This is a genomic window from Pseudomonas sp. P4_B4 (assembly GCF_056402255.1).
The window spans coordinates 22590-37384 of the sequence record NZ_JBFUHS010000043.1 but is presented as its reverse complement, the minus strand read 5'-3'; the positions used below and the strand labels follow the sequence as shown (position 1 = coordinate 37384).

Below are 14795 nucleotides of genomic sequence, written 5' to 3'. Positions count from 1 at the left end.
CAGGGAATCACCGCCAGACACAGATCCCGGAAACGCCAAATCATCTTGTGGGAGCGGGCTTGCTCGCGAAGAGGCCGGCACATCCAACATCCATGTCGCCTGACACTCCGCCATCGCGAGCAAGCTTGCTCCCACAGGGGATTGCAGCGCTTTCAAGTCATCACCTAGTCCATTCGGACGAAGTCACGCTCCGCACGCCGTCATACCGTATCGCTACAACAACAAAAATCCGTATCGAGGCTCGCCATGCGAAAAGCCACCTGCGCCCTGTTCATCGTCGTCTGTGCCGGCAGCACCGCCAGCCTGTGTGAATTGTTCAAGAACGAAGCCTACCGACCGACCACGGCTTACTTCAGCTGTGCGAGCACGGCCATCAACTGTTATCCGCCGCTGGTGCGCAACCTGCTGCCTTGAACACGGTTTCCACCGGCCATAAAAAAACCACCGATTCGGTGGTTCTTTCGTTGCCTCAATAATCAGGTAGGCAGTACACCCCTGGCCCGCGACAGGGTCAGCGCCAGGTCTTCGATCATGTCTTCCTGACCACCCACGGTGCCGCGTCGGCCCAGCTCCACCAGCAGCTCACGGGCAGCAATTCCGTACTTCTGCTCGGCACGCTTGGCGAACAGCAGGAACGAGCTGTAGACCCCGGCGTAACCCAAGGTCAGCGCATCGCGGTCGAGGCGGATCGGCTGGTCCATCATCGGCACCACCAGGTCTTCGGCCACGTCCATGATCTTGTACAAGTCCACGCCACTGTTAACACCCATCCGCTCCAGCACCGCGACGAACACTTCCAGCGGCGTATTGCCCGCCCCCGCGCCAAGACCCGCAACGGAGCCGTCGATGCGCGCAGCACCGGCCTCGATCGCGGCCAGGGAGTTGGCGATGGCCATGCCCATGTTGTGGTGGCCGTGGAAACCGACTTCGGTCCCGGCGTTCAGGCCGGCACGCAGGGCCCCGATCTTTTGCGTCACTTCATCGGGCAGCATGTAGCCGGCCGAGTCGGTGCAGTAGATGCAGTTGGCGCCGTAGCTCTCCATCAGCCGCGCCTGCTCCAGCAGCTTCTCCGGGCTGACCATGTGCGCCATCATCAGGAAGCCGACGGTGTCCAGGCCCATCTTCGCCGACATGCCGATGTGCTGGCCGGAAACGTCCGCTTCGGTGCAGTGGGTGGCAACTCGAATGGTCGATACGCCATATTCGTGGGCCATCTTCAGGTGGTCGAGGGTGCCGATCCCCGGCAACAACAGGGCCGAAACCCTGGCCTGTTTCATCTGAGGAATCACCGCAGCGAAGTACTCCTCGTCGCTGTGGGCCGGGAAACCGTAGTTCAGCGAAGCACCGCCCAGGCCATCGCCGTGGGTGATTTCGATCAGCGGCACACCGGCCGCATCGAGGCCGGTGGCCACCGAGACCATTTGTTCAATGCTGATCTGGTGCTGTTTGGCGTGCATGCCGTCGCGCAGGCTCATGTCATGCAGACGGACGCTCTTACCTTGCAAATTCATAGAGATTCTCCACTCAACGGGCAGGCAGTTGCAGGGTGCCCTTGTGGGCTTCTTCGGCGAACATCTCGGCCGTGCGCAAACCGGCGGCAGTCATGATGTCGAGGTTGCCGGCCGACTTGGGCAGGAAATCGCCGAGGCCTTCGACCTCGATGAAAATCGACACCTTGCGTCCGTCGAACACCGGCCCGTTGATCAGCTTGTAGCCGGGCACATAGCGCTGCACTTCGCGGACCATCTCCAGCACCGAGGTGCGGATCGCGTCCTGGTTCGGCTCGTCATCGGTCAGGCAGTGGATGGTGTCGCGCATCATCAACGGCGGCTCGGCCGGGTTGATCACGATGATGGCCTTGCCGCGTCGGGCGCCGCCGATCTTCTCCACCGCACCGGCCGTGGTACGGGTGAATTCGTCGATGTTCTGCCGCGTACCCGGGCCGACCGAACCGGAGGACACCGTCGCGACGATTTCGCCGTAGCTCACCGCTTGCACCCGCGACACCGCCGCCACCATCGGGATGGTTGCCTGGCCACCGCAAGTGACCATGTTGACGTTCATCGCCAACTTCGCGGCGTGCTCCTTGAGGTTGACCGGCGGCACGCAGAACGGGCCGATGGCCGCTGGCGTGAGGTCGATCATGATCACACCCAGTTCGTTGAGCTTGCGGCTGTTTTCCGCATGCACGTAGGCCGAGGTGGCATCGAAAGCGATGCGAATGTCATCGTCGAGGACGTGGGGTAACAAGCCGTCGACACCACCGGCGGTGGTTTTGATGCCCATTTCCCGAGCACGTTTCAGGCCCTCGGATTCTGGGTCGACACCCACCATCCACACCGGCTCGATCCATTCCGATCGGCACATTTTCATCAGCAGATCGGTGCCGATGTTGCCCGGGCCGATAATGGCCGCTCTGAGTTTTTTGCTCATTGGGTCAAACTCCAAAAGTCAGGCGCAGAAAGACACCCGGGCACTGCCCAGGCCATCAATGGTCAGAGAAAAACAGTCGCCGGCACGGGCCGGTTCCAGTGGCACCAGCGAGCCGGACAGGATGATTTCCCCGGCCTTGAACGGAATGCCGAAGGCGCCCAGGGTGTTGGCCAGCCAGGCCACGGCGGTCAGCGGATTGCCCTGCACCGCCGAGCCCAGGCCTTCGCTCAGGGGCTCACCATTCTTGAACACACGCATGCGCAAGTTGGGCAAGTCCAGTTCACGGGGATCGACCTTGCTGTCGCCCAGCACGAACACGCCGCAAGAGGCGTTGTCGGCCACGGTGTCCTGGATGCGGATGCGCCAGTCGTGAATTCGCGAGTCAACGATCTCGAAGCACGGCATCACGTATTCGGTGGCGGCCAGCACGTCGGCTTCAGTGATGCCGGGGCCGACCAGATCATGCTTGAGCTTGAAGGCGATCTCGCCTTCGGCACGAGGCTGGATCAGCTTGTTGGCGGACAGGGAAATCCGGGCATCGTCATCGAACGACATCTGCCGCGTGATGAAGCCGAAATCCGGCTGATGCACGTTGAGCATCTGTTGCACCGCCGCCGAGGTCACACCGATTTTCTTGCCGACGATCTGGTCACCGGCCGCCACCCGACGCTCAATGGCGTACAGAGAAATGTGATAGGCGTCTTCGATGCTGATCGACGGCCAACGCTCGGTCAGCGGCGCCAGGGTGGAGCCGCTGAGCAGCGCCTGATAAAGCTCTTCGCCGAACTCACGGCGTAATTGCACGCTCATCCGCGGGCCTCCTGAAGAAACGCCAGGCACTGGCGGTTGAACAGATCACGATGCTCGACCTGAACCCAATGCCCGCACTCGCTGAGCATCACGAAACGGATGCCGGAGCAGTTTTCCAGCATGGTCTGGGCACCGGAGGACGGGCAGAACTTGTCGTTCATGCCCCAGAAACCGAGGATCGGGCACTGCAATTCGCCCAGGCGCGACGTCATGTTCGGCACCTGCATGGTCGACAGCACGCACACCGGCTGCTGTTGCACCACGGCCACGCGCTCGTTGACCGTTTCGTCGCTGATCAGGCTTTCATCGAACAGTTGCAGGGCCAGCAGGCGACGCATGCCCGCTGCGTCGTTCAGTTCACCTTTGGCGAAGGCCGCGCCCATTTTCTGGATGCCTTCCATCTGCAGGTAATACTGTTCTTTTTCCATCAGGCCACCGGGCGCCATCAGCACCAGACGGCTGACACGCTGTGGTTGGTCGAGGGCCAGTTTGATCGCGATCGCGCCGCCCAGAGAGTTGCCGACCAGCACGCAGCGCTGGATGTCGAGGGCATCGAGCAAACCGCTCAACGCTGCGACAAAGAAGTCCAGGGTGTAGAGGGTGTCGGGTTTGTCCGAAGCGCCGTAGCCCGGCAAGTCGGGAACGATCACCCGGTAACCGGCTTCGGCGAACACCGGGTAGTTCTGCTTGAAATTGCTGTGACCGCTGGCGCCCGGCCCGCTGCCATGGATGAAAATCACCGGCTCGCCGTTGCCGGTGTCTTGCCCGCCGATGTCTTTGTAGTGCAGCTGCAAACCATCCGGCAGCGTAACGAAGTGCCCTTGCGCTGAAGCGCCCATAAGGTGTCCTCCCGGCCTGTTGTTGTAGCCGGATTATTCCGAGGGGCCGGGTGGTCAACATCGTCCGACAAGACTACCTAGTCCCTTTGGACGTTGGCCTGCGCAAGGCTGCGGACCTAGCATCGACGGCATTCCCGAGCGACAAAAAAGAGAATTCCCATGCTTGATCCGATGGACTTTCGCGGCAAAGTGGTACTGGTCACCGGCGGTGGCAAAGGCGTGGGGCGCGGCATCAGCCAGCGCTTCCTCGACTGCGGCGCCGAAGTGGTGATTTGCGGTCGCGAAGCCCCGCCAACCCTGCCGGCCAGCGGCGGACGCGAGGCGCTGTTCGTGCCCTGCGACCTGCGGGACGTCGAGCAGTCCGGGCGCTTGATCACGCAAATCGTCGAGCGCTTCGGTCGCCTCGATGTGCTGGTCAACAACGCCGGCGGTTCGCCGAACGCCGACGCGGCCACGGCTTCGCCGCGCTTCAGCGAAGCGATCATTCGCCTGAACCTGATTGCACCGCTGAACCTCTGCCAGCAGGCCAACCAGGTGATGCAGGCCCAGGCCGATGGCGGGGCGATCATCAACATCTGCAGCGTCAGCGCCACCCGCCCTTCCCCCGGCACCGCCGCTTATGGCGCGGCCAAGGCCGGCCTGCTGAACCTGACCACCTCGCTGGCGGTGGAATGGGCGCCGAAGGTGCGGGTCAACGCCGTCACCGCCGGGCTGATTCTCACCGAACAGGCGGCCATGCATTATGGTGACGACGCGGGCATTGCCCGGGTGGCGGCGACCATTCCGCTGCAACGTCTGGCGACTCCGCAAGACATTGGCGACACCTGCCTGTACCTGGCCTCGAAGCTGGCCCGTTACGTCAGCGGCGCGGATATCGCGGTGCATGGCGCGGGTGAACGCCCGGCGTTTCTCGACGCGGCCCAATCCCATTCATAAGAGGACTTTCGACATGCCCGTAGCCAGCCACAGCGTATTGCTGGACCTCACGCCACAAGCAGCCTGGGCCAAACTGCGCGACCTGAGCCTCGCCCCGCACTATGTGCCGGGCCTGACCGGTTGCCAGTTTCATCCCGGCGCGCAGGAAGGCCTCGGCGCCAGTCGCCGGGTGTTGCGCAAGGGCGGACAGTATCTGGATGAAAGCGTGGTGCAGTGGCAGGAAGGCACGGGGTTCGTGCTGCGGTTGCACAAGGGCAGCAATGGCTCGCCCTTTCCGTTTCGCGAGGCGAGTTTCAGTTATGCCTTGCAGGCCGAAGGTGACGCGACCCGCATCACCCTGCAAATGCGATACAGCCTGCGCGGCGGCAGGCTGTTTGAAAGGTTGCTGGCCAAGGCCTTCAACAAGGTCGTGCAGCAGATTGCCGAGAACCTCAAGGCCTTCTACGAAACCGGCCGGACACAGAACCCCGACCGGATCGAAACCCGCCTTCAGGAACGCGCCACTTCCGAGTGAGCGGTAAAACGGGTGGCGACGATCTTCCATTGCCCGGCAATACGCTGGTAACGGTCCTGATAGAAGCCACCCAACTGTCGCGTCGCCCCGCTCTCGCCATCCAGGTTGAAATACCACAGGGCCCAACGGCCCCGGGCCTGATCCTCGTTCAGCACCTCGATTTCCGGGTTGGCGCCGTGATGCAGGTCGATCACCCGCTCATGACAGGCCATTTCGCGGTACAGCGCGACAAAACTGTCGCGTTCACGAAAGATCCCCAACAGACCGTAATCGATCAGCACTTCACCTTCGGCAAAGCAGTCGGCAATCACCTCGACCTGCTTGAGGTCGCAGGCGTTGAGGTAGCGATGCTTGAGCTGGCGGATATCCTCCAGCGCTTCCAGACGGGCGATCCGCTGCTCCAGATTCATACTGCACCTCGCGCTGTCACGTTAACCTCACTCCAGAAGGCTTTCATCGAGCGGACCTTGCCGTCGGCATCGAACTCCATCACGTCGATCACATGCAGCGAGCACGGTTGCCCGCCCCACTCCATGTCGACCCGGAACGGCATCGCGCCGCAACCGTTGAGTGTCGCGCGCACCGGGCCGGTCTGGGTTGCGGAGACTTTCATCGCCCCCAGTCCTTCACGGTAAAAGCGCGCGATAGCTTCGATGCCTTGCAACGGCACCTGGCCGACCGGGTCTTCAACGGTAGCGTCTTTGGCGTAGAGCGCGAGGATGCCGTCGATGTCGCTGGCATTCACCAGTTCCACGTAGCGGGCCATGGTCGCCTGAATCTGTTGAGCGCTGATCATTCAGACCACCTCGAACAGAGCAGCAGCGCCCATGCCGCCACCGATGCACATGCTCACCACCACGTAACGCAAACCGCGACGCTGGCCTTCGACCAACGCGTGGCCGACCATCCGCGCCCCGGACATGCCGAACGGATGGCCGATGGAGATCGCCCCGCCGTTGACGTTCAGGCGTTCGGCTGGAATGCCCAGGGTGTCGCGGCAGTACAGCACCTGACAGGCGAACGCTTCGTTCAACTCCCAGAGGCCGATGTGGTCCATGGTCAGGCCGTGGCGCTTGAGCAGCTTGGGAATGGCGTACACCGGGCCGATGCCCATCTCGTCGGAATTGCAGCCGGCGACGGCCATGCCGCGATAGATCCCCAGCGGTTCCAGTCCACGCTTCTCGGCCATTTTTGCGCTCATCAACACCGAGGCCGACGCACCGTCGGACAGCTGCGAGGCATTGCCGGCGGTGATGAAACGCCCCTTGTCGCTCCACTGACCGCCCGGCCATACCGGCTCCAGCGCCTTCAGGCTCTGGAGGGTGGTGTCGATGCGGTTGCACTCGTCGCGCAGCAAGGTGACGGTTTCATAACTGGTTTCGCCGGTGGCCTTGTCGAACAGTGCCTTGCGGCTGGCCAGCGGCGCGAGCTCGCGGTCGAAGCGCCCGGCGCTCTGGGCCTGTGCGGTACGCAGCTGGCTCTGGTAGCTGTACTCGTCCTGCTCGTCGCGGGAGATGCCGTAGCGCGCGGAGACGATCTCGGCGGTTTCGATCATCGGGATATAGGCGTGCGGGTCCAGCTCGATCACCGAACCCGACTGATTGCGATACAGGTTCTTGTGCTTGTTCTGCACCAGGGAAATCGACTCCAGGCCACCGGCCACGGCGATGTCGATTTCGTCGCACATGATGCCTTTGGCGGCCATGGCGATACTCATCAGGCCCGACGAGCACTGGCGCTCGACGGCCATCCCGGCAACCGATGCCGGCAAGCCGCCGGCAATCGCGCACAGGCGGCCCAGGTTGTAGGACTGCGTACCCTGCTGCGCCGCGGCGCCGATGATCACGTCGTCCACTTCACCCGGCTCGATGCCGGCACGGCGCACGGCTTCGCGCACCACGTGGCCACCCAGTTGCGGCGCTTCGGTGTCATTGAACGCACCGCGAAAGGCTTTGCCGATCGGAGTACGGGCGGTCGAAACGATGACGGCTTCTTTCATGCTGGATTCCTCGAAAATGCTGTTGAAGGTCAGGCCGGGTAATAGCGACTGATTGTGTCGACCACGCAGCCGGGGCGTTCCTCACCGTCGATTTCGACCGTGACGCGGATGGTCGCCTGCACGCCGCCCTTCACTTCCTCGACCGCGATCAGTTGCGCACTGCCACGCACCCGCGAGCCGACGCGCACCACCGAAGGGAAGCGCACGCGCTCACAGCCGTAGTTGACGCCCATGGCCAGGCCACGGACTTCGACGATCTGCGGCAAGAACAGATTGACCAGCGACAGGCTCAGGTAGCCATGGGCAATGCAGGCGCCAAACGGGCCGCTGGCGGCCTTGAGCGGATCGACGTGAATCCACTGATGATCGCCGGTGGCGTCGGCGAACTGGTCGATGCGGTCCTGCTCCAGCAGCAGCCAGTCGCTGACGCCGAGTGATTCGCCCACGGCCCCGAACAAGGCCATCGGCGTGTCGAAAATACGTGGCATGGTCACGCCCTCTGGCTGGACACCGACAACACTTCGCCGGTCATGTAGGAGCTGTAGTCGCTGGCCAGGAACATCATCACGTTGGCCACTTCCCAGACTTCGGCGGCACGGCCGAACGCTTCGTTGGCGGCCAGTTGATCGAGCACCGCCTGGGGCGCGGATTTGCGCAGGAAATCGTGCAGGGCAATGCTCGGGCTGACCGCGTTGATGCGGATGCCGTAGTCAGCGGCCTCGACCGCTGCGCAGCGGGTCAGCGCCATGACCCCGGCCTTGGCGGCGGCGTAGTGCGCCTGTTCTTTCTGCGCGCGCCAACCCAGCACCGAGGCGTTGTTGACTATCACCCCGGCACGTCGCTCCATCATTTTCGGCAGCATGGCGCGGGTCATGCGCATGGTGCCGGTGAGCGTCACGTCGATGACCCGATTCCACTCTTCGTCGGCCATGTCCACCAGCAACCGCGAGCCGCCAAGCCCGGCATTGTTGATCAGCACATCGACGCCTTGCAGGTCACGTTCGGCGCAGGCGATCAGCTGTTGCACCTGGGCTTCGTCGGCAACGTTGCAGACCTGGCCGAACACTTGTTGCAGCCCGGTGGTTTCGCGGATTTTCAGCACCGCTTCGGCCAACCGGCCTTCATGGATATCGCTGATCATCAGCGCGCGGCAGCCTTCTTCGGCAGCGCGCACGGCAGCGGAAAAACCGATCCCGGCACCGGCGGCGGCAGTGATCAGTACCGACTTGCCGCGCAGCAGGCCGCGACCTTCAACATATTGAGGTACAGACATGAACTCTCTCCTTTCAGGCGCGCGGACGCGGCTCTTTGGGCATGCCCAAGGCACGCTCGGCGATGATGTTGCGCTGGATTTCGTTGCTGCCGCCGTAGAGGGTGTCGGCGCGGCTGAACAGGTACAGCGACTGCAAACGGGTCAACTGGTAAGGCGCGGCTTCGAGCAATTCCGCCTCGGCGCCGAGGACGTCCATCGCCAACTTGCCGAGGCTGGCGTGCCAGGTCGACCAGAACAGTTTGTAGATGGTCGCCTCTTTGCGCAGCGAACCGTCCTGGCTACCCGAGAGCATGCGCAGCGAGTTGTAGCGCATGATCCGCAACCCGCTCCAGGCCTCGGCCAGGCGCTGACGCAGGATCGGATCGCGGTCGGCGCCGTTGGACTTGGCGATGGCGATGATTTCGTTGAGTTCGTTCTGGAACTGCATCTGCTGGCCGAGGGTCGAGACACCCCGCTCGAAACCCAGCAGCGCCATGGCAATCTTCCAGCCTTCGCCCGGCGCGCCGATGATGTTGGTGGCGTCGGTGCGGGCATCGTCGAAGAACACTTCATTGAATTCCGAGGTGCCGGTCAGTTGCTCGATCGGTCGTACGGTGATTTCCGTCTGGTCCATCGGCACCAGCAGGAACGACAGACCACGATGGCCGACGCTGCCCGGTTCGGTGCGGGCGATGACAAAGCACCAGTCCGACTCGTGGGCCAGGGAGGTCCAGACTTTTTGCCCGTTGATCAGCCATTGGCCGGTCGCTTCATCCAGTGTTGCACGGGTCTTGACGTTGGCCAGATCGGAACCGGCGCCCGGCTCTGAATAGCCCTGGCACCAGAACGACGTACCGCTGACGATCCCCGGCAAAAAGCGCTGTTGCTGTTCGACCGTGCCGAACGCGGCAATGGTCGGCCCGGCCAGGCCTTCGCCGATGTGGCCCATGCGGCCGGGGCCGCCAGCGCGGGCGTATTCTTCGTTGAAGATCACTTGTTGAGTGATCGACAGACCGCGTCCGCCATGCTCCGGCGCCCAACCGACACAGGTCCAGCCGCCTTCGGCGAGCTTGCGCTCCCAGGCTTTGCGCTCCTCGGGAAACATGTGCTCGTCGCCCGGACCGCCGCGAAAACGCAGGGCTTCAAATTCGCCGCAGAGGTTGGCGCTCATCCAGTCGGCAACTTCCCGGCGGAAGCGTTCGTCCTGCTCGCTGAAACTGATTTTCATGGCTGCTCTCCCAGAATCACCGAAGCAATGCGCTCGCGATGCCAGGCCGGTAGCCCGAGGAAGCTCTCGCTGGCGCGGGCGCGCTTGAAGTAGAGGTGCGGGTCGTATTCCCAGGTGAATCCGACGCCGCCATGCAACTGGATCGATTCGGACGCACAGTGGAAATAGGTTTCCGAGCACTGCGCCTTGGCCAGCGCCGCCGCCAGCGACAGTTCGGCCGCGACCTGCGGATCACCCTGGGGATCGAGGACTTCCTGGGCCACGCACGCGGCGTAATAACTGGCCGAACGCGCGCATTCGACTTGCAGCATCATGTCGGCGGCGCGGTGTTTGAGGGCCTGGAAACTGGCAATCGGGCGACCGAACTGCTGGCGCTCCTGCATGTAGGCCACGCTGAGGTCGAGCACCTGCTGCGCGCCGCCAGTCTGCTCGGCAGCCAGGCCGATACAGGCCAGTTGCAGGACTCGCTCAAGGTGCGACCAGCCGTTGCCGAATTCACCCAGCAGGCAGTCGGCTTCAAGGTACAGGCCCTTGAGCTGGACCCTTGCCTGACGCCGGGTCTGGTCCATGGTCGGCAGCATTTGCCGCTCGATGCCGGCCCGCTCCGCGCTCACGGCAAACAGGCTGATGCCCTTTTCGCCGGTGGTTCCGGGTTGCCGTGCGGCAATGACCAACAGGTCAGCGCCATGGCCATCGAGCACATGCTTGAGGGTGCCGTCGAGGACGAACCCGTCGCCTTCGGCCACCACCGTTGCCTGGACATCGTCGGCAGACCAGCCGTTGGCACTGCTGAACGCCAGCGTTGCGGTCACGCTACCGTCAGCAATCGACGGCAACCAGCGCTGCTTCTGTTCATCATTGGCCGCCAGCAACAGCGCAGGCGTGGCCATGCAGGCGGTGGCGAAAAACGGCGAGCACAGCAAACGCCGGCCCATCTGTTCCAGCAGGATCGTCAACTCGACAAAGCCGAGGCCCAGGCCGCCATAGGTTTCGGGGATATGAATGGCCGGCCAGTACATTTCCTGGCACAGACGTTGCCAGAGGGCTTCGTCGAAACCCCGTTCGCTGATCATTGCCGCACGCACGGCGGCAGAATCCGAGACATCGGCGAGGAAGCCCTCGGCCGATGCGCGGATCATTTCCTGTTCGTCGCTGAATGCAAACTCCATCGCGGCGCCTTCTGCTCGTTTGGCGGGGCGCGCGTGGCGCAACACCCCTTTGAGCATGAAGTTTGGCGCCGGCCGGACGCGGCAGAATCGTTAGCCCTGCCTAGTCCGAACGGGGGATGTGGTGACGTGACTGTTCGGCCGGGAAGCCGATCAGCGGCAGTCTCCGCCCATACGCACCAGCAGCGCTGAACTGTGCGGCTTGAGGTACGGATTGATTTCACCAACCTGGCACGACGCCAGGTTCTGCAGTTCCGGTGCGAGGGGTTCTTGCACAAACAGCAGCCCCGCCGGACGGGACTCGGACTGCAACTGCGCCACCGTCAGCGGCGCCACCGGCCGGCCCATGTAATAGACCAGGCGGATATCCGGCTCACCGAGGGTATAAGCCTTCTGCCCCGGCTGCCCATCGGCCAGCGTGGCAACCTGCTCAAGACCACCGACCCGGTGCGACAACACCCGCGCCTCGACGAACATGTAGAACACCACAAACCCGGCCAGCATCACATAGGGCACAACGGCCAGGACCGTACGCCAGCGCCCCTTCAGGTCATCGAGCAGCGCCGACCAGTGCATCGCCAGCAGCAACGCCATCGACGGATAGACCGGCAACAGGTATTTACCGTGTTTTTCAGTAAACAAGGAAAAAACCAGCAGCGGCAGCAGACTGCAAATCAGCAACATGCCCGCCTCGCGGCGCGAGCGGATCATTGCCCAGAACTTGCGCGGCTGTACGAACACGATCAGCCAGAACGGGAAGAAATCCCCGGCCAGGTACAACAGATACGCGTACCAGGCCTCGGCGCCCTGCCCGTCGATCTTCTTCACGATGTCTTCGCTGATGATCGAGGCCCAGATGCCCCAGCCCTGACTCACCGACACCGCCAGGTACCAGGAACTGCCCAGCACCACGGCAATCAGCCAGCCCCAACCGTCGCACAGGTAAGCCTTGGCCCGGGCATCGCGGTAGATCAAGGCATAGGCCAGGATCGGCGCCGTCACCCACAACAGGCAAACCGGCCCTTTGGTCAGCAGCGCGCAACCCAGCAGCACGTAGCTGAGCCGACTCCACAAGGCCCGGCCTTGCAGGAAGATGAACTGCCAGGCCGCCAGCAGCGCGCCGAAGCACAGCAGGGTCAACAGCATCTCGATTTCCGAGCGCCGTGCGAACAGGCTGAAGGCACCGTTCGCGGCCAGGAACACCACGGCGAACAGACCGACCTGCCGCCCCGCCTGCCGAACGCCGTACAAATAGGTGCCAACACAGCACAAGGCGGCGGCCAGCGCCGAAGGCAGACGCACGCTCCACTCGGACAAGCTGCCCAGCACCGCCGTCGAAACCAGGCCGGCCCAATAGAAAAACGGCGGTTTGGACAAGTACAAGTCGCCGTTCATGTAAGGCAGCAGCCAGCTACCTGCCTCTCGCATTTCGCGCACGGTAACGGCGCGGCGAGCCTCGTTGACACTGAGGAACGGCACGCTGCCCAGCCCCCAGAAAAACAGCAACGCAATCGCGATAGCCACGAGCAACGTAATATTTCGGGTCGATAACGATCCGCGCATGACCTACTCCTTCAGGTGTTTGCTTTTTTTGATCAATTGCAGGTTGCGAAAGTAGACGATGGAGCCAAACGCCTGACCGGCGATGAACACCGGGTCTTCACGATAAATGGCATAGGCGAGCAGCAAGGTGCTGCCGACGATGCTCAGGTACCAGAAGCTCACGGGGATCACGCTGCGTTTCTTGTACTCGCTGTACAACCACTGCAGGACAAATCGCCCGGTAAAGGCGATCTGGCCGACAAAACCGACGATCAGCCACAAGGCCTCGCGGGTGAGATTCATCCTTCAATCTCCTGGGCAATGGTGTTCAACCGCGTGCGTTTGATCAGCCACCAGACACCGAACAAATCGAGAATGCCGACCAGTGCGCGGTCGATGTTGCCGTATTTCGACACCCCGGCCGTGCGCGGCCGGTGGTTGACCGGATGCACGATCATGCGGCCGTTATGGCGCTGGATCAGTGCCGGAATGTAGCGATGCATGTGGTCGAAGTACGGCAGGCGCAAGAACGCCGCGCGCTCGATCAGCTTCAGGCCGCAACCGGTGTCCGGGGTGGCGTCCTTGAGCAGGCGGCGGCGCAGGTTGTTGGCGAAACGTGAGGCGTAACGTTTGCTCGCCGTGTCGCGGCGATTGACCCGGTGCCCGGCAACCAGTTGCACGTCAACCTTGCCCGGTTCGCCGCGCACCAGCGCCAGCATGCCGGGGATGTCCGCCGGGTCGTTCTGGCCGTCGCCATCGAGGGTCGCCAGCCACTGCCCGCGGGCCTCCCGTGCGGCGTGGTACAGCGAGGTGCTCTGCCCCAGCGAACGTTCGTGATGCAGGATGCGCAGGGTGTTCAGGCCGTCGTGGCGGATCTGCCGCAGTTCCTGCAGGGTTGCGTCGGTGCTGCCATCGTCGACGACGATAATTTCGTACGATTCAGCGGCCAATGCGACGCGGATTTCCTCAAGCAGCGGCTTGAGGTTGTTCGCTTCGTTCTTGGCGGGAATCAGTACGGATACAAAAATGTCTTGGCTCATGGAGTCACTCTCGCCTTTATTGGATTTCTTTTATCAGAGGCGAATGAAGGTGTCGTACACCGGCCGACTCGATGCAGGGTTCAGCTATTGCGGGCGATGACGCCAACAATATCCCGCCCTATGGACGCACTCGCGCGCGACCCCGCATACGGTGCCCGGCCAATTGTAAAAATGGCGTTAATATTTCATACACTTTTTGTCATCATTCACTTGATGACGCAACGAATTCGGTTGCCATTGGCGCTTGCCCATCTAAAGTGCATTCACGCGAGTGAAAAACATGAATCGGGTAAGGATGCAGAACCATGAGCACTGAGCAAGAGACGACTTTAGACGAGCAGCGGCTCGACAGTACGGAAATCCGCATTCTGGGCTCGTTGATCGAGAAACAGGCCACCAGCCCGGAAACCTATCCCCTGACCCTCAATGCCCTGGTGATTGCCTGCAACCAGAAAACCAGCCGCGAGCCGGTGATGAACCTCACACCAGGCCAGGTCGGTCATAGCCTGCGCGTCCTCGAAGGACGCGGTTTCGCCAGACTGGTGATGGGCAGCCGCGCCGACCGCTGGGAACACAAGGTCGACAAGGCTCTGGAACTGGTGCCGGCGCAGGTCATCCTGACCGGGCTGATGTTTCTGCGCGGACCGCAGACCGTCAATGAACTGCTGACCCGCAGCGGCCGCATGCATGAATTCGAAGATGCCGAACAGGTGGTGCATCAGCTCGAACGCCTGATTGCCCGGGGCCTGGCCGTACTGATTCCGCGCCAGGCCGGCCAGCGCGAAGACCGCTATACCCACGCCCTGGGCGACCCGGCGGATATCGAGGCGATCATGGCGGCAAGGAGCAACCCGGCCGAGCGTGGCGGCAGCGGGGTTTCGGTTGAACGGATCGAAGAGCTGGAAGCGCGGATTGCGGCGCTGGAAGAAAGGCTGGCTCGGCTCGAATAATCAGGCTACAGAGATCCCAATGTGGGAGCGGGCTTGCTCCGGGCGGCGTTCCGACGAAGGCGGACTGTCAGTCACATCAATACCGG

18 protein-coding genes are annotated in these 14795 nt (G+C 62.6%); 4 read left to right on the top strand and 14 right to left on the bottom strand.

Annotated elements, in window-relative coordinates; genetic code table 11:
• Positions 1-246: 246 nt before the first annotated feature.
• Positions 247-414: a hypothetical protein gene (locus tag AC1DVE_RS28265; protein WP_223457156.1), complete on the top strand. Its 168-nt coding sequence runs from the start codon at positions 247-249 to the stop codon at positions 412-414.
• Positions 415-476: 62 nt separating this feature from the next.
• Here the strand turns inward: AC1DVE_RS28265 and dmpG are convergent, their stop codons facing one another.
• From dmpG to AC1DVE_RS28245, 4 genes are read right to left on the bottom strand one after another with little or no spacing between them, the layout of a single operon-like run.
• The gene (gene dmpG / locus AC1DVE_RS28260) at positions 477-1511 is read right to left on the bottom strand and encodes a 4-hydroxy-2-oxovalerate aldolase (protein WP_223457158.1); all 1035 of its coding nucleotides are present in this window, start codon (positions 1509-1511) and stop codon (positions 477-479) included.
• Between the two features lie 13 nt (positions 1512-1524).
• Complete coding sequence (locus AC1DVE_RS28255; protein ID WP_223457159.1) at positions 1525-2433, bottom strand: acetaldehyde dehydrogenase (acetylating); 909 nt, start codon at positions 2431-2433, stop codon at positions 1525-1527.
• Between the two features lie 18 nt (positions 2434-2451).
• Positions 2452-3243 (bottom strand): fumarylacetoacetate hydrolase family protein, encoded by a 792-nt coding sequence (locus AC1DVE_RS28250; protein WP_223533415.1) that lies wholly within the window; start codon positions 3241-3243, stop codon positions 2452-2454.
• Positions 3240-4082 (bottom strand): alpha/beta fold hydrolase, encoded by an 843-nt coding sequence (locus tag AC1DVE_RS28245; RefSeq protein ID WP_223457169.1) that lies wholly within the window; start codon positions 4080-4082, stop codon positions 3240-3242. The genes AC1DVE_RS28250 and AC1DVE_RS28245 overlap by 4 nt, the downstream gene beginning before the upstream one ends.
• A 159-nt stretch (positions 4083-4241) precedes the next feature.
• Between AC1DVE_RS28245 and AC1DVE_RS28240 the strand changes: the two genes are divergently transcribed.
• Complete coding sequence (locus tag AC1DVE_RS28240) at positions 4242-5018, top strand: SDR family oxidoreductase (RefSeq protein ID WP_223457171.1); 777 nt, start codon at positions 4242-4244, stop codon at positions 5016-5018.
• 13 nt (positions 5019-5031) lie between these two features.
• Positions 5032-5532, top strand: coding sequence for an SRPBCC family protein (locus AC1DVE_RS28235; RefSeq protein ID WP_223457173.1), 501 nt, complete (start codon positions 5032-5034; stop codon positions 5530-5532).
• Here AC1DVE_RS28235 and AC1DVE_RS28230 read toward each other — a convergent pair.
• From AC1DVE_RS28230 to AC1DVE_RS28185, 10 genes are all read right to left on the bottom strand, one after another.
• Complete coding sequence (locus AC1DVE_RS28230; protein ID WP_223457175.1) at positions 5508-5942, bottom strand: nuclear transport factor 2 family protein; 435 nt, start codon at positions 5940-5942, stop codon at positions 5508-5510. The genes AC1DVE_RS28235 and AC1DVE_RS28230 overlap by 25 nt on opposite strands.
• Positions 5939-6328, bottom strand: a complete 390-nt coding sequence (locus AC1DVE_RS28225) for a steroid Delta-isomerase (RefSeq protein WP_223457183.1) — start codon at positions 6326-6328, stop codon at positions 5939-5941. The genes AC1DVE_RS28230 and AC1DVE_RS28225 overlap by 4 nt, the downstream gene beginning before the upstream one ends.
• On the bottom strand, positions 6329-7531 hold the full coding sequence (locus tag AC1DVE_RS28220) for an acetyl-CoA C-acyltransferase (protein WP_046042767.1): 1203 nt from the start codon (positions 7529-7531) through the stop codon (positions 6329-6331).
• 29 nt (positions 7532-7560) lie between these two features.
• Positions 7561-8019 (bottom strand): MaoC family dehydratase, encoded by a 459-nt coding sequence (locus tag AC1DVE_RS28215; RefSeq protein WP_223457185.1) that lies wholly within the window; start codon positions 8017-8019, stop codon positions 7561-7563.
• Positions 8020-8021: 2 nt separating this feature from the next.
• On the bottom strand, positions 8022-8804 hold the full coding sequence (locus AC1DVE_RS28210; RefSeq protein ID WP_046042769.1) for an SDR family oxidoreductase: 783 nt from the start codon (positions 8802-8804) through the stop codon (positions 8022-8024).
• A gap of 13 nt (positions 8805-8817) precedes the next feature.
• Complete coding sequence (locus AC1DVE_RS28205) at positions 8818-10011, bottom strand: acyl-CoA dehydrogenase family protein (protein ID WP_223457187.1); 1194 nt, start codon at positions 10009-10011, stop codon at positions 8818-8820.
• Complete coding sequence (locus AC1DVE_RS28200) at positions 10008-11180, bottom strand: acyl-CoA dehydrogenase family protein (RefSeq protein WP_223457189.1); 1173 nt, start codon at positions 11178-11180, stop codon at positions 10008-10010. The genes AC1DVE_RS28205 and AC1DVE_RS28200 overlap by 4 nt, the downstream gene beginning before the upstream one ends.
• A 150-nt stretch (positions 11181-11330) precedes the next feature.
• Positions 11331-12740: an ArnT family glycosyltransferase gene (locus AC1DVE_RS28195; protein WP_223537297.1), complete on the bottom strand. Its 1410-nt coding sequence runs from the start codon at positions 12738-12740 to the stop codon at positions 11331-11333.
• A 3-nt stretch (positions 12741-12743) separates the two neighbouring features.
• Positions 12744-13022 (bottom strand): lipid-A-disaccharide synthase N-terminal domain-containing protein, encoded by a 279-nt coding sequence (locus tag AC1DVE_RS28190; RefSeq protein ID WP_223457192.1) that lies wholly within the window; start codon positions 13020-13022, stop codon positions 12744-12746.
• Positions 13019-13759 (bottom strand): glycosyltransferase family 2 protein, encoded by a 741-nt coding sequence (locus tag AC1DVE_RS28185; RefSeq protein ID WP_223457193.1) that lies wholly within the window; start codon positions 13757-13759, stop codon positions 13019-13021. The genes AC1DVE_RS28190 and AC1DVE_RS28185 overlap by 4 nt, the downstream gene beginning before the upstream one ends.
• Positions 13760-14064: 305 nt before the next feature.
• Between AC1DVE_RS28185 and AC1DVE_RS28180 the strand changes: the two genes are divergently transcribed.
• Positions 14065-14709, top strand: a complete 645-nt coding sequence (locus tag AC1DVE_RS28180) for a YceH family protein (RefSeq protein WP_223457195.1) — start codon at positions 14065-14067, stop codon at positions 14707-14709.
• The last annotated feature ends 86 nt before the right edge of the window (positions 14710-14795 follow it).

Excerpts from the sequence above, each read along its gene's own strand:
- AC1DVE_RS28265 (WP_223457156.1), top strand. The coding sequence starts at position 247 with ATGCGAAAAGCCACCTGCGCCCTGTTCATCGTCGTCTGTGCCGGCAGC.
- dmpG (WP_223457158.1), bottom strand. The coding sequence starts at position 1,511 with ATGAATTTGCAAGGTAAGAGCGTCCGTCTGCATGACATGAGCCTGCGC.
- AC1DVE_RS28255 (WP_223457159.1), bottom strand. The coding sequence starts at position 2,433 with ATGAGCAAAAAACTCAGAGCGGCCATTATCGGCCCGGGCAACATCGGC.
- AC1DVE_RS28250 (WP_223533415.1), bottom strand. The coding sequence starts at position 3,243 with ATGAGCGTGCAATTACGCCGTGAGTTCGGCGAAGAGCTTTATCAGGCG.
- AC1DVE_RS28245 (WP_223457169.1), bottom strand. The coding sequence starts at position 4,082 with ATGGGCGCTTCAGCGCAAGGGCACTTCGTTACGCTGCCGGATGGTTTG.
- AC1DVE_RS28240 (WP_223457171.1), top strand. The coding sequence starts at position 4,242 with ATGCTTGATCCGATGGACTTTCGCGGCAAAGTGGTACTGGTCACCGGC.
- AC1DVE_RS28235 (WP_223457173.1), top strand. The coding sequence starts at position 5,032 with ATGCCCGTAGCCAGCCACAGCGTATTGCTGGACCTCACGCCACAAGCA.
- AC1DVE_RS28230 (WP_223457175.1), bottom strand. The coding sequence starts at position 5,942 with ATGAATCTGGAGCAGCGGATCGCCCGTCTGGAAGCGCTGGAGGATATC.
- AC1DVE_RS28225 (WP_223457183.1), bottom strand. The coding sequence starts at position 6,328 with ATGATCAGCGCTCAACAGATTCAGGCGACCATGGCCCGCTACGTGGAA.
- AC1DVE_RS28220 (WP_046042767.1), bottom strand. The coding sequence starts at position 7,531 with ATGAAAGAAGCCGTCATCGTTTCGACCGCCCGTACTCCGATCGGCAAA.
- AC1DVE_RS28215 (WP_223457185.1), bottom strand. The coding sequence starts at position 8,019 with ATGCCACGTATTTTCGACACGCCGATGGCCTTGTTCGGGGCCGTGGGC.
- AC1DVE_RS28210 (WP_046042769.1), bottom strand. The coding sequence starts at position 8,804 with ATGTCTGTACCTCAATATGTTGAAGGTCGCGGCCTGCTGCGCGGCAAG.
- AC1DVE_RS28205 (WP_223457187.1), bottom strand. The coding sequence starts at position 10,011 with ATGAAAATCAGTTTCAGCGAGCAGGACGAACGCTTCCGCCGGGAAGTT.
- AC1DVE_RS28200 (WP_223457189.1), bottom strand. The coding sequence starts at position 11,180 with ATGGAGTTTGCATTCAGCGACGAACAGGAAATGATCCGCGCATCGGCC.
- AC1DVE_RS28195 (WP_223537297.1), bottom strand. The coding sequence starts at position 12,740 with ATGCGCGGATCGTTATCGACCCGAAATATTACGTTGCTCGTGGCTATC.
- AC1DVE_RS28190 (WP_223457192.1), bottom strand. The coding sequence starts at position 13,022 with ATGAATCTCACCCGCGAGGCCTTGTGGCTGATCGTCGGTTTTGTCGGC.
- AC1DVE_RS28185 (WP_223457193.1), bottom strand. The coding sequence starts at position 13,759 with ATGAGCCAAGACATTTTTGTATCCGTACTGATTCCCGCCAAGAACGAA.
- AC1DVE_RS28180 (WP_223457195.1), top strand. The coding sequence starts at position 14,065 with ATGAGCACTGAGCAAGAGACGACTTTAGACGAGCAGCGGCTCGACAGT.